This window comes from Microbacterium sp. NPDC087665 (assembly GCF_044743285.1).
Taxonomy (GTDB): domain Bacteria; phylum Actinomycetota; class Actinomycetes; order Actinomycetales; family Microbacteriaceae; genus Microbacterium.
Genome location: NZ_JBIUWD010000004.1, coordinates 97,788 through 111,050 on the forward strand (window position 1 = coordinate 97,788; position 13,263 = coordinate 111,050).

At 67.9% G+C, this 13,263-nt stretch carries 12 protein-coding genes and 1 tRNA gene; 8 read left to right on the plus strand and 5 right to left on the minus strand.

Annotation, left to right across the window (positions count from 1 at the left end; all coding sequences use genetic code 11):
- Positions 1-2: 2 nt before the first annotated feature.
- From ACIOSY_RS10325 to pepN, 4 genes are all read right to left on the minus strand, one after another.
- On the minus strand, positions 3-1,661 hold the full coding sequence (locus ACIOSY_RS10325; RefSeq protein ID WP_400852843.1) for an FAD-binding dehydrogenase: 1,659 nt from the start codon (positions 1,659-1,661) through the stop codon (positions 3-5).
- Positions 1,658-2,107 carry a globin gene (locus ACIOSY_RS10330; protein WP_400852845.1) on the minus strand — a complete coding sequence of 150 codons (450 nt, stop codon included), beginning with the start codon at positions 2,105-2,107 and terminating at the stop codon, positions 1,658-1,660. The genes ACIOSY_RS10325 and ACIOSY_RS10330 overlap by 4 nt, the downstream gene beginning before the upstream one ends.
- Positions 2,104-3,174 (minus strand): mechanosensitive ion channel family protein, encoded by a 1,071-nt coding sequence (locus ACIOSY_RS10335; RefSeq protein ID WP_400852847.1) that lies wholly within the window; start codon positions 3,172-3,174, stop codon positions 2,104-2,106. The genes ACIOSY_RS10330 and ACIOSY_RS10335 overlap by 4 nt, the downstream gene beginning before the upstream one ends.
- 96 nt (positions 3,175-3,270) lie before the next feature.
- A complete protein-coding gene (gene pepN / locus ACIOSY_RS10340; protein ID WP_400852849.1) occupies positions 3,271-5,823 on the minus strand; it encodes an aminopeptidase N in 2,553 nt (850 codons plus the stop codon).
- A 123-nt stretch (positions 5,824-5,946) separates the two neighbouring features.
- On the opposite strand from pepN, the gene ACIOSY_RS10345 reads away from it, so the two are divergent.
- From ACIOSY_RS10345 to ACIOSY_RS10365, 5 genes are read left to right on the plus strand one after another with little or no spacing between them, the layout of a single operon-like run.
- Positions 5,947-7,131 (plus strand): ferrochelatase, encoded by a 1,185-nt coding sequence (locus tag ACIOSY_RS10345; protein ID WP_400852851.1) that lies wholly within the window; start codon positions 5,947-5,949, stop codon positions 7,129-7,131.
- Between the two features lie 38 nt (positions 7,132-7,169).
- Entirely contained in the window at positions 7,170-7,655 is a 486-nt protein-coding gene (locus ACIOSY_RS10350) for a ribose-5-phosphate isomerase (RefSeq protein ID WP_400852853.1), read from the plus strand.
- Between the two features lies 1 nt (position 7,656).
- Positions 7,657-8,655 carry an Fpg/Nei family DNA glycosylase gene (locus tag ACIOSY_RS10355; RefSeq protein WP_400852855.1) on the plus strand — a complete coding sequence of 333 codons (999 nt, stop codon included), beginning with the start codon at positions 7,657-7,659 and terminating at the stop codon, positions 8,653-8,655.
- 34 nt (positions 8,656-8,689) lie between these two features.
- Positions 8,690-9,331 (plus strand): FMN-binding negative transcriptional regulator, encoded by a 642-nt coding sequence (locus tag ACIOSY_RS10360; RefSeq protein WP_400852857.1) that lies wholly within the window; start codon positions 8,690-8,692, stop codon positions 9,329-9,331.
- Positions 9,328-10,824, plus strand: a complete 1,497-nt coding sequence (locus tag ACIOSY_RS10365; RefSeq protein ID WP_400852859.1) for an amidohydrolase — start codon at positions 9,328-9,330, stop codon at positions 10,822-10,824. The genes ACIOSY_RS10360 and ACIOSY_RS10365 overlap by 4 nt, the downstream gene beginning before the upstream one ends.
- A 61-nt stretch (positions 10,825-10,885) precedes the next feature.
- On the opposite strand, the gene ACIOSY_RS10370 is transcribed toward ACIOSY_RS10365, so the two are convergent.
- A complete protein-coding gene (locus ACIOSY_RS10370) occupies positions 10,886-11,371 on the minus strand; it encodes a Dps family protein (RefSeq protein WP_400852861.1) in 486 nt (161 codons plus the stop codon).
- Between the two features lie 140 nt (positions 11,372-11,511).
- On the opposite strand from ACIOSY_RS10370, the gene ACIOSY_RS10375 reads away from it, so the two are divergent.
- The 3 genes from ACIOSY_RS10375 (at position 11,512) to ACIOSY_RS10385 (ending at position 13,135) form a co-directional block, all read left to right on the plus strand.
- The gene (locus ACIOSY_RS10375) at positions 11,512-12,048 is read left to right on the plus strand and encodes a gamma carbonic anhydrase family protein (protein ID WP_400852863.1); all 537 of its coding nucleotides are present in this window, start codon (positions 11,512-11,514) and stop codon (positions 12,046-12,048) included.
- Positions 12,049-12,078: 30 nt separating this feature from the next.
- A tRNA-Ile gene (locus tag ACIOSY_RS10380) sits at positions 12,079-12,155 on the plus strand.
- 131 nt (positions 12,156-12,286) lie between these two features.
- Positions 12,287-13,135: a transposase gene (locus ACIOSY_RS10385; RefSeq protein ID WP_400852865.1), complete on the plus strand. Its 849-nt coding sequence runs from the start codon at positions 12,287-12,289 to the stop codon at positions 13,133-13,135.
- Positions 13,136-13,263: the final 128 nt, after the last annotated feature.

Here is a 13,263-nt window from a genome sequence, read left to right on the forward strand (position 1 = left end):
CGTCAGCGCGCGGCTGCTCGGCCCGCTTGCCGCCCGGAGAACAGGCATCCGCCGAGGAACGTGCCCTCGAGGGCCCGATAACCGTGCACTCCGCCGCCCCCGAAGCCGCTGGCTTCTCCGGCCGCGAAGAGTCCGGGGATGACCGCACCGTCCGCACCGAGCGCGCGACCGTCGAGGTCGGTGTTGATTCCGCCCAGCGACTTGCGGGTCAGCACGTGCAGCTTGACCGCGACGAGCGGGCCGGCTGCGGAATCCTGTAGCCGATGAGGGGCAGCGGTGCGGATGAGCTTGTCACCGCGGTAGCCGCGCATCGAGCGGAGCATGCCGATCTGAGCATCCTTCGTGAAGTCGTTGTCCATCTCACGATCGCGTGCCTGCACCTCGCGCCGCACGTTGTCGATGTCGAGGCTCTCCCCGCCCGGATGACGCCTCATCTGCTCGAGAAGAGACTCGAGGTCGTTCTCCACGATGAAGTCGACGCCCTCATCGAGGAACGACTGCACGGGCCCGGTCGGGCCCTTCGCGAGGCGGGATTTGAGCAGCAGACCCACGTCCTTGCCGGTCAGATCGGGGTTCTGCTCGCTGCCAGACAGAGCGAATTCCTTCTCGACGATCTGGCGCGACGTCACGAACCACGAGTGGTCGTATCCGGTCGTGCGCAGATGCTCCAGGGTGCCGAGCGTGTCGAACCCCGGGAACAGCGGGACGGGGAGCCGTGCACCGGTGGCGTCCAGCCAGAGCGACGAAGGGCCGGGGAGGATTCGGATGCCGTGAGAGGGCCACACCGGGTCCCAGTTGGTGATGCCCTCGACGTAGTGCCACATCCGATCGCCGTTGATGAGGCGGGCACCGGCGGACGCGCTGACCGCGTGCATCGAACCGTCGACGTACGCGGGGACTCCGGTGAGCATGTGCGCGGGCGGCGTGCCCAGGCGCGCGGGCCATGCCGCGCGCACGAGGTCGTGGTTGCCCCCGATGCCGCCCGAGGAGACGATCGTCGCGCCGGCATGGATCTCGAACTCCCCGACCGCCTCGCGGGACGACTCGACGCCGCGCGCCTCGCCGCTCGCGGCGAGCACGCTCCCGCGCGCACCGGTGACGGCACCATCCGTCACCACCAGATCGGTGACCCGATGGCGGGGGAGGATGGTGATCCGTCCCTCACGCTCGGCTTGTTCGACTCGCGCGGCGAACGGGGCGACGATGCCGGGTCCCGTGCCCCAGGTGATGTGGAAGCGCGGCACGGAGTTCCCCGGTCCGATCGCCCCGTAACCGCCACGCTCCGCCCACCCGACGACCGGGAAGAAGCCCACGCCCCGCTCGCGCAGCCAGGCGCGCTTCTCGCCGGCGGCGAATTGCAGGTATGCCTCGGCCCATCGTCGCGGCCACTCGTCTTCGGGTCTATCGAATCCCGCTGACCCGAACCAGTCCTGCGTGGCCAGTTCCACGGAGTCGCGGATGCCCATGCGACGCTGCTCGGGCGAGTCGATGAAGAAGAGCCCGCCGAACGACCACCAGGCCTGACCGCCGAGGTTGGTGCGCGGTTCCTGGTCGATGAGGATGACACGGCGCCCGGCATCGAGTGCTTCGCAGGCGGCCACGAGTCCGGCCAACCCCCACCCGATGATCAGAACGTCTGCGGACGGGGGCGTGGTCGTCATGGGGTCTCCGTTGATTCCTGACGTGAGCGGGTCTCGAGCGTGGGACGCCCGTCAGCGGCCGTGCCGATGCCGGATGGCTCGAGTGTGTTCACCATGGCATATGCGGCGCGTTCGAGATAGTCCCACAGCGTGGATTCGTGGAGGGGCGACAACTGCGCCTCGTCGACGGCGGTCCGCATGTGCCGGAGCCAACGATCACGGGCATCCGGGTCGACATGGAACGGCATGTGACGCATGCGCAGGCGCGGGTGTCCGCGCGTGTCGCCATAGGTCGTCGGCCCACCCCAGTACTGCTCGAGGAAGAGGAGGAGCCGCTCTTCCGCGGGGCCCAGATCCTCCTCGGGATACATGGGCTTGAGCACGGGGTCGAGCGCGACCTCGCGATAGAACACGGAGACGATCTTCGCGAACGTCTCGCGCCCGCCGACCTCGTCGTAGAACGTCACAGCTCGGTCTGCCCTTCGTCGGTCTGCTTCTTGCGGCGCCAGATTCCGCGGGAGGGTACGACCGGCACACCGGTCACGGCGTTCGGGCGCGTCCGGGGCGGATTCGCTCCCCGCACCCGACGTGCTCCGTCCAGGCCCGTGGGCACGACGGCCTGCATACGGGGGATCGCGATCTCCTTCTCGGCGAGAGCCGTGCGCAGGCGCTTGCGGAGTTCCTGAGCGACGTCGTCCTTCGCGTTCGCGCGTGCCTTGATCACGACGCGCACGACCAGGGCGTCACCCTCGATCGACTCGAGTCCCCACAGTTCGGGCTTCTCGACGATGCGCGTGCGCCACTTCGGGTCCTTGGCGAGCGACAGCGCCGTCTCGAGCACCGTCTGCTCGACGACCTCGAGGTCGGAGTCGGTCGGAACGCCGAGGTCGATGATCGCTCGGGCCCAGCCCTGCGACATGTTGCCGATGCGCAGCACCTCGCCGTTGCGCACGTACCAGAGCGTGCCGTTGACGTCGCGGACCTGCGTGATCCGCACACTGACGTATTCGACGACCCCGGTGGCGAGGCCGAGATCGACGACGTCACCGATGCCGATCTGATCTTCGGCGACGAGGAAGATGCCGTTCAGCACGTCTTTCACGATGTTCTGCGCGCCGAAACCAAGACCCGCTCCGACCGCGGCGGTGAGCAGGGTGAGCGAGCCGAGGAGAGCGTTGTCGATCGCGTTGACGATGAGCACGAGCGCGATGATGACGAGCATCACGTTGACGATGTTCTGCAGGATCGATCCGAGCGTGCGGGTGCGCTGCACCAGCCGCATATCGGCGAGTGGCGAGCGCTCGATGGCCTGGGTGTCATCCACCGATGCCTTGTTCTTCGCGCTGTCGACGATGCGGTGCACGACCCGGCGGATCACCACGCGCAGCACCAGCGCGATGACGACGCAGCTGATGATGATGATGGCGACGGCCAGTGCCGTACCGCCGAGCTCGCCCAGCGCAGCGAGAACGTCCTTCCAGATGGTCGGGATGTCGGTCTCGGGAGCGGGGACGGTGTCGAACGGCTTCATCATCTCGATCCTAGCGATCGCGCCTCGGCGCGGGCTGGGTACACGAGAGGCTCAGCGAGCCGTCGGATGACGTTCGCTGAGCCTCTCGGATCGATGACCTCAGTCGTCGGCGTCGCGCGACTGCGCAGCGAGCGACCGCTCGACGTCGGCGAGGTTCTCGAGAACCAGGCGACGCAGTGCCGGAGCGGCATCGGGGTTCGTCGACAGCCACGAACGCGTCGCGTCGCGCAGCGCCACATCGGCGAGCGCGGTCGGGAAGAGCCCCGTCACGAGGTACTGGGCGATCTGGTAGGTGCGCGACTCCCAGATCGGCAGGAGCATGTCGAAGTACGCGGGAACGAAGTCGCGCAGCGCCTCGACACCCGCCGGGTGCACGAAGCCGAGCGCGGCGGCGCGGACGATCGTGTTCGGGGCGTCGTCGCGCTCGATGAGCGAGTCCCACGCAACCTTCTTCGAGGCGGCGTCGGGCAGCGCGGCACGAGCCTGAGCGGCGAACTCCGCACCCTTCGCCGTGTTGTCTGCGGCGAGCGCGCCATCGATCGTCGCCGCATCCGCCGCGCCGATGGTGGCGAGACCGACGAGGAGCTGCCAGCTGAGGTCTGCGTCGATCTCGAGGCCCGGGAGGGTCTCCTCGCCGGAACGGAGGCGTCCGATGATGCCGGCGTGCTCCGGGGTGACGAGTGAGTTCGCGAACGCCGTGACGAACTGGAGCTGGCTGTCGCTGCCGGAATCGGCGGACTCAGCGAGGTTCCAGAGGCCGTCGGCGACCTTCAGGCGTGCGGCGTCACGGGCGTCGGGGCTGACGTACAGCGTCGCGGCCGTGCGCAACTGCGCGAGCGTCGTGCGCACAGTCGTGGACTCGGTCTCGCGTCCGATGTTGCCGAGGACGAGATCGATGTAGTCGGATGCAGCGCTCTCGGCGTCGCGCGTCTGATCCCAGGCAGCGCCCCAGACCAGCGACCGAGCGAGCGGGTCGTGGATATCGGCGAGGTGCGCGATCGCGGTCGCGAGCGAGCGCTCGTCGAGCCGGATCTTCGCGTAGGCGAGGTCTTCGTCGTTCAGCAGCACGAGATCGGGCTGCGCCAGACCCTGCAGCTCCGGAACCTCGGTGCGGTCGCCGTCGATGTCGACCTCGAGGTAGTGGGTGCGGGTGAGCGCGCCGTCCTTCAGCGTGTAGAAGCCGATTCCCAGGCGGTGCGGGCGGATCGTCGGATAGTCGGCGGGTGCGGTCTGCGTGACCGCGAAGCGCGAGATGACGCCGGCTCCGTCTTCGGCGATGACCGGCTCGAGCGTGTTGACGCCCGCGGTCTCCAGCCACTTCTTCGACCACGTGCTCAGGTCGCGCCCGCTGGTCGCCTCGAGCTCGGTGAGCAGGTCGCTCAGCTCGGTGTTGCCCCAGGAGTGCTTCTGGAAGTACTGCGAGACACCGGCGAAGAACGCCTCGATGCCGACCCAGGCGGCGAGCTGCTTGAGTACGGAGCCGCCCTTGGCGTAGGTGATGCCGTCGAAGTTGACCTGCACATCTTCGAGGTCGTTGATCTCGGCGACGATGGGGTGCGTCGAGGGGAGCTGGTCCTGGCGGTACGCCCAGGTCTTCTCCATCGCGTTGAACGTGGTCCAGGCTTCGGTCCACTCCGTCGCCTCGGCGGTGGCGATGGTCGACGCCCACTCGGCGAAGGACTCGTTGAGCCAGAGGTCGTTCCACCACTTCATGGTGACGAGATCGCCGAACCACATGTGGGCGAGCTCGTGCAGGATCGTGACGACGCGACGTTCCTTGATCGCGTCGGTCACCTTGCTGCGGAACACGTACGACTCGGTGAAGGTCACCGCTCCCGCGTTCTCCATCGCGCCCGCGTTGAACTCCGGGACGAAGAGCTGGTCGTACTTCGCGAACGGGTAGGGAACACCGAACTTCGACTCGTAGTAGGCGAAGCCCTGACGCGTCTTGTCGAAGATGTAGTCCGCATCGAGGTGCTGCCAGAGGCTCTTGCGTCCGTAGACGCCGAGGGGGATGACGCGACCGGACGAGCTCGTGAGCTCGGAGAACGTCGACTCGTATGGCCCGGCGACGAGCGCAGTGATGTACGACGAGATCCGCGGGGTGGGTTCGAAGCCCCACGTGGCCGTCACGTCGTCGTCGTGGACGATCGGCTCGGGCGTGGGGGAGTTGGAGATGACCTTCCATGCGGCCGGAGCCGTGATGGTGAACTGGAAGGTCGCCTTGAGGTCGGGCTGCTCGAACACCGCGAAGACGCGGCGGGAGTCCGGAACCTCGAACTGCGAGTAGAGGTAGACCTCTTCGTCGACGGGGTCGACGAACCGGTGCAGGCCCTCGCCGGTGTTCGTGTAGAGGCAGTCGGCATCGACGACGAGGACGTTCTCTTCCTGCAGGCCGGTGAGCGCGATGCGCGAGTCCGCGAAGACCTCGGTCGGGTCGAGCTGCTCGCCGTTGAGCGAGATCTCGCGCACGTCGCGCGCGATGAGGTCGATGAACGTGAAGCTCTCGGGGGTCGCGGTGAATCTCACGACGCTGCGGGATCCGAAGACCTCCGCGCCCTTCGTCAGATCGAGCGCGACCTCGTACGACTCCGTGCCGATGACGTCGCGTCGTTCCTGCGCTTCGATACGGGTGAGGTTCTCTCCAGGCACAGCTGAACTCCCAGGGGTGAGGGGATGTCGCCGAGGGGTGGCGCAGTTGGCGCCGACGGCAACCATGACAGCCTACGCCAGGGCGTGGCCCATCTCACTCCGGAGAGGTGAAAGGATGGAAGCGTGAGTGTGATCGAACCCAACGTCGTTCCCTTTGCTTCCGCTGCGGCTGCAGGCGGTGCCCCCTTCGTCACGACTCCTGTCGCGTACGACGGCATCCTGCTCGCGGGTTTCGGTGGTCCGGAGGGACAGGATGACGTCATCCCCTTCCTGCGTAATGTGACGCGCGGACGCGGGATCCCCGACGAGCGGCTCGAAGAGGTCGCGCATCACTATCGGCATTTCGGGGGAGTGAGCCCCATCAACGCGCAGAACCGTGCGTTGAAGGCCGCGCTCGAAGCCGAGCTCGCGACCCGCGGAATCGATCTGCCCGTCTACTGGGGCAACCGCAACTGGACCCCGTATCTCGAAGAGGCGGTCGAAGCGGCGTCGGCCGAGGGGAACACCACTCTGCTCGCCTTCGCGACGAGCGCATACAGCTCCTTCTCGAGCTGCCGCCAGTACCGCGAGGATTTCGCTCGCGTGCTCGAGGACACGAAGCTCGGTGAGACGGTCACGATCGACAAGATCCGTCCGTTCTACGACCACCCCGGATTCGTGGACGCCTTCGAGAACGGCGTGCGCTCGGCGATCGAGCAGTTCCTTGCGCAGGGCATCGCCGCTGCAGACATCCAGATCCTCTTCTCCACGCACAGCATCCCGACCGATGACGCCGTGCGCTCCGGTGCGCGCGACATCGAATGGGGACCGGGCGGCGCATACGCCGCACAGCACGAGGCCGTCGCCGCCTGGGTGATGGACCGCGTTCTGCAGACCCTTCCGGCATCGGAGGGCGTGACATGGGAGCTGGTCTACCAGTCCCGCTCGGGTCCTCCCTCCCAGCCCTGGCTCGACCCCGACGTCTGCGACGTGATCGCTGAGCTTCCCGCACGCGGGCGCCGCGCGGTGGCCGTCGTGCCGGTGGGCTTCATGAGCGACCACATGGAGGTTCTCTGGGACCTCGACACCGAGGCAGCGGAAGCCGCGGAGGAGGCGGGCCTCGCCTTCACACGCACCCCGACTCCCGGTGTGTCCCCGGCCTTCGTGGCCGGGATCGTGGATCTGATCGAGGAGCGCCTCGAAGGACGCGCGGCGAGCGAGCGCAAGAAGGTCACCGGTCTGCCCGGCGGCTTCGACGTGTGCCGCCCGGGATGCTGCGAGAACGTGCGCGCAGGATTCAAGCCGGCCGCATCCGGCGTCGCACCGTAGCCCGTCACAGTGTCGGCGGCGTCAATAGGATGGTTGTCATGCGCATCCACATCGCCACCGATCACGCCGGCCTCGACTTCTCGACGCAGCTGCAGACGCATCTGCGTGACGCCGGGCACGACGTCGTCGACCACGGTCCGATCGAGTACGACGCGGTCGACGACTACCCGGCGTTCTGCATCCGCGCCGCGCAGGCCGTCGTCGCCGATCAGACGGCCGGGATCGAGACGGCGGGCATCGTCTTCGGCGGCTCGGGCAACGGCGAGCAGATCGCGGCGAACAAGGTGCAGGGCATCCGCGCCGCGCTCGTCTGGAACCTCTCGACCGCAGAACTCGCGCGCGAGCACAACGATGCGAACGTCATCTCGATCGGGGCGCGCCAGCACACGTACGACGAGGTGACGTCGTTCATCGATCGCTTCCTCGGCACTCCGTTCTCGGGCGAGGAGCGCCACGCACGTCGCATCGCCCAGATCGCGGACTTCGAGCGCGACGGTTCGCTCCTGCCGGATCCGAGGGCCTGACGTGCCCGAGGGACACTCCGTCCACCGCATCGCGCGGCAGTTCGAGCGGAACTTCGTCGGCAAGACGCTGAGCGCATCGAGCCCTCAGGGTCGGTTCGCGGAGGGCGCCGCCGTTCTCGACGGGCGTGCGGCGGTGAGCGTCCAGGCGGTCGGCAAGCAGATGTTCCTCGAGGCGGAGGGCGATCTCTGGTTGCGGGTGCACCTCGGCCTCTACGGAGCATGGGACTTCGCGGGAGAGATCCTCGTGGATCCGACCATCGCGTCGGCCAACGGGCGGATGGGGCAGACCAACCAGCGGGGGACGGTTCTGGAGGAATCGATCCTGGACGACGCCGGTGAGAACTCGCTGGCCTCCATCGGCGCCCCTCGCCGCACGCGCGTCCACGTGCGCATGTCGGAGCAGACCAAGGGGCTCGCCGACGAGGACATGGAGTGGCCGCCGCCGATCGTCGGACAGGTGCGACTGCGCCTGATGACCGACATCACCGCGGCAGACCTCCGAGGTCCCACGGCGTGCGTGCTCCAGACGCCGGAGGAGATGCTCGCCACCGTGGCCAAGCTCGGCCCCGACCCGCTCGTCGGGGATCCGGCGGAGAACGAGGAGCGGTTCGTGCGCGCGGTGCGCAAGAAGCAGACGGTGATCGCTCTGCTGCTCATGGACCAGTCCGTCGTCAGCGGCATCGGCAACGTGTACCGTGCAGAACTGCTCTTCCGGCACCGCCTGAATCCCCACGTCCCCGGACGCGACGTGTCGGAAGAGATCGTGCGCGAGCTGTGGCGCGATTGGGTGCGGCTGCTGGCGATCGGCGTCGAGACCGGCCAGATGATGACGATGGACGACCTCTCGCCCGACGACTATCGAGCGGCGATGGCCAGCCGCGACGACCGGCACTGGGTCTACCACCGTGCGGGTCTCCCGTGTCGCGTCTGCGGCACCGAGATCGCACTGGAGGAGATCGGCGCGCGCAAGCTCTATTGGTGCCCTCGCTGCCAGGCGTGAGCATCCGTGGGCTGCACGGTTCTAGGCTGGGATGATGCGCCAGAACCCCAGTTTCACGCTCGCCGATGTGGCGGAGATCCGTCGAGTCGTCGAGGGCAATCCCTGGGCGACGATCGTCAGCGATGGTGACGAGGGCATGGTCGCCTCGCACTACGCCGTGCTTCTCGACGAGGAACGCGACGATCTGACGATCGTCGGTCATGTCGGGCGCCCGGACGATCTCATCCACGGACTCGGACAGCGGGAGCTGCTGGTGGTGTTCCAGGGGCCGCACGGCTACATCTCGCCCGGCTGGTACGGCGACGTACCGGCGGTACCGACCTGGAACTATACGGCCGTGCATCTCGCCGGCGTGCCGGAGATCCTCACCGACGAAGAGAACCTCCGGGTTCTCGATCGTCTCGTCGATCGCTTCGAGCAGGGGATGCCGGCGCCGCGGGGAATGTGGATGCGACCCAACGACGAGGCGTTCGTCACGCGCCTCTCCGCCGGGACGGTGGGCTTCCGTTTGACGCCGACCCGGGTCGTCGCGAAGCGCAAGCTGAGCCAGAACAAGCCGGCGGAGACGATCGAGACGGTGATCTCGGCACTGGACGGTGACGGCCCCTACGCGAATTCTGCGTTGGCTTCGGAGATGCGACGTGCGCAGGATGCTCGAACGGCGGGCCGCGCATGACCTCGCTGCACACCGATGTGGGTATGGTCCGCGCGGTGCGGCTTTCGGGGCCCGGTCATGAGTATCTGATCGATGACGAGCCCGTGGACGTGCTGATCGCGGATGGCCGGATCGCCGACATCGCCCCCACCGGCGCGCTCCCCCCTGCGGGCGACGTGCTCGAAGCCGGGGGCACGTGGGCGGTCCCCGGGCTGTGGGACAACCACGTGCACACTGTGCAGTGGGCGCTGGCCGCCGAACGCGAGCCCCTCGGTGATACGCGTTCCGCCGCGGAAGCCGCCGCTCGCATGTCGACAGTGGGCACGCTTCCCGATGGGCGGCGCATCGGCACGGGATACCGGGATGCTCTCTGGCCCGATCGCCCCACGTTGGCAGGTCTCGACGCGGCCACCGGCGACGTCCCCACCTATCTGATCAATGCCGATGTGCACAGTGTGTGGCTGAACTCCGCCGCTCTGCGTCGAGAGAGCTTCTCGACCACCGACGGCGTGCTCCGCGAGGAGAACGCCTTCGAGATCTCCCGACGGCTCAACGCCGTCGACCCCGTCCACAGCGATCGAGCGGTGTTGCAGGCGGGGGAGCAGGCGGCGACGCGCGGTGTCACAGGACTCGTCGACTTCGACATGGCATGGAACGCCGATGCCTGGGCGCGAAGGATCGCGGCGGGCTTCTCCGCGCATCGGGTCGAGTTCGCCGTGTACCCCTTCGACCTCGCCCATGCGATCGAGGCGGGCCTGCGTACGGGTGAGCTTCTCGACGGCGTGGATGCGGCCGCGGCGGGCCGAGGGCTCGTCACGGTCGGCCCGTTGAAGGTCATCAGCGATGGATCGCTGGGAACCCGCACGGCCGCCTGCACCCACGCGTATCCCGGAGACCCGTACAACTTCGGTGTGATGACGGTGCCGCGAGACGAGTTGATCGCTCTGCTCACGACTGCCACGGGCGCAGGGTTGGGTGTGGCTGTGCACGCCATCGGCGACCGCGCGGTGACATCGGCTCTCGACGCTTTCGCCGTGTCGGGCGCGGCGGGAACCGTCGAGCACGCTCAGCTCATCCGCCACGCCGATCTCGCGCGGTTCGCCCGGCTCGGCGTCATCGCGAGCGTTCAGCCGCAGCATGCACTCGACGATCGTGATCTCGCCGGACACCTGTGGGAGGGCCAGGATTCGCTCGGCTATCCGCTCGCCTCGCTTCTCTCCGCCGGTGCGGAGATGCGCTTCGGGTCGGATGCGCCGGTGACGCCGCTCGATCCCTGGCAGGCGATCGCCGCGGCGGTGGCGCGCACCGATGACGTTCGCGAGCCCTGGCACCCCGAAGAGCGGATGACGTTCGACCAGGCTCTGGCCGCGAGCGTGCGCACCTCGCTCCGGCCCGGTGAGCCGGCGGACATCGCGATCTGCACGGGCGACCCGCGTGTGGCGACGGGGGAGCAGCTGCGCGAGATGACCGTCTCGGCCACGGTGCTCGCGGGACGCATCACCCATCTCGCATAGCGAGGACGACGAAGGGCGTCAGGACCGTGCGGTCCTGACGCCCTTCGTCTCGTGCGAGTCGTTACGCGGCGATGTGCGAAACGAGGAACCAGCGGTCCTTCTCGAGTCCGCGCATGACCTCGATGGCCACGTCCTGGCTGGTGAGGTCGACCTCGTCGAGGCCGTCGATCGCGGCCTTGGTGTCGACGAGGATCGCGTCGATGTCAGCGATCACAGCGCGGACGAGCTCGTCCGATTGGGTGAAGCCTGCGGGGACGCCCGTGGCTCCGGCCTTGGCGGCGACGGCGCTGACGCGTGCGTCGATCGGGAGTCCGAGGGCTACGATGCGCTCTGCAGCGGTGTCGGCGAAGTCGCCGGCGTGGGCGACGATCGTGTCGAGCAGCTCGTGCACGCCGACGAAGTTCGCGCCGCGGACGTGCCAGTGGGCCTGCTTGCCGTTGATCGTGAGGGCCTGGAGGCCCAGAACGACCGGCGAAAGGAACTGCGCGGCGGCGGCCGCCACGGTCGGGTCGCTGGCGGTGGTGGAAACGGTCTGTACCTTGCTCATTGTGTGCTCCTCCGAGGTGCCTTTTCGTACCTGATGAAGACAACGCTACTCAGCCTCAGACATTCCGCAAGCAAGCTGAGGCTCCGCTTACCGCCCCGAATTTCCGCGTAATCACAGGGGAGTGAGGATAGTCTCGCCTCATGAGCATCGCATCCGGAGCATCCGTCCTCGCCCTCCCCGACCGCGCGCCGTCGATCGACGATGCGGCGTTCGTCGCCGATGGTGCGCGCGTCGTCGGCGAGGTGTCGTTGGCGCCCGGATCCAGCGTCTGGTACAACGCCGTACTCCGTGCCGATTCGGCCGCCATCGTGATCGGTCCGAACAGCAACGTGCAGGACAACGTCTCGGTGCATGTCCATGTGGAGCATCCGGCGATCGTCGGCGCGAACGTGTCGATCGGGCACAACGCCGTCGTGCACGGGTGCACGATCGGCGACGGCAGCCTGATCGGTATGGGAGCGGTGATCCTCAGCGGAGCGGTGATCGGGGAAGGATGCCTCATCGCGGGCGGCGCCGTCGTGCTCGGCGGGTCGCACATCCCCGCAGGATCGCTCGTCGCCGGGGTCCCGGCGAAGGTGCGTCGGCTGCTCACCGACGAGGAGCGCGCGGGCCTCCTCGCCAATGCCGACATCTACCTCGCCCACCAACAGGTCCACGTCGGCGCCACCCGGGTGTGAGACCCCGGCCGCGCTAGGCTGGAGGCATACGGGGCGGTGGCCAAGCTGGTCAAGGCAGCGGGCTCATAACCCGACGATCGTGGGTTCAAGTCCCACCCGCCCTACCAATCGATTCGCTGGTGTTCGCCGTCTGTCGTGCAGACGGCGTTCTCGCATGACCGCAGCCCGGAATCCTCGACGAGATCCTCAGCCTTTCGGAGGGCTGACGGCGCACTTCTTCTGAGGTACCGTTTCGAACGTGACGCGGGACGATGACCTCAGGGCGGCCGCGACGGAACTCTATGCGGGTCCGCTCGCCGATTTCGTACGCGCCCGCAATGCGCGGGCGAAGGATGCCGTGACTCCCGATGTCGCCACGGCGATCAAGGCGCTGCGGAAGCCGTCGATGGCGGCGTGGGTGGTCAATGTCTTCGCACAGGAAAGGGCCGACGAACTGGGCGAGGCGCTCCAGCTCGCCGACGAGCTGCGTGAGGCGCAGGCGGACCTCGACGCTGCCGCGCTTGCGAAGCTCGGCAAGGAACGGCGTGCCCTCACGCACCGTCTGGCCGAGCGTGCCGGCGAGTTGGCCGTGGCCCGCGGCGAGAGAGTCACCCCCGCCACCCTCGAAGCCGTGCAGCAGACGATCAGCGCCGCGTTCTTCGACGAAGACGCCTCGCTCGCCGTGGCGTCGGGCCGACTCGTTCGCGAACTCGAACCGTCCGCCGGCGTCGATCTCGACGACGCCATCGCGGGTGGTGCTCCGTCCTCGGCTGCGAGAACGACGGACGAGCCGACGGACGAACTCGCCGCACGACGACGGCGGCGGCAGGCGGAGCGCACCGTGCGTGAGGCGCAGGACGCGGTCGCTGCCGCAGAACGCGCTCACGACACTGCGAAGACGGATGCTCGGAACGCTTCTCGCCGCCTCGACGAGATCGCCTCGGCCGCAGCCGATCTCGAGAAGCAGCTCGCGCACCTGCGTCGCGAGCGCGAGCGGACTCAGGATGCCGCCGACGCGGCGGAGAAGCGAATATCTGCCGCGTCGGGCGATATCGAAGAGGCGGAACGGTCGCTGGGAGCCGCGCAGAAGGCGCTCGACTCCCTCTGAGGAGCCCGGCGGGGAGCGCCGGACTACTTTATGCGAACGAATTGAGTCTGATATCGGTATTCCAGTGGCGCGCCAGGTTGTCGCTGCCCTAGATTGAGGGCGATACCCCCATCGATATACCCCCATGT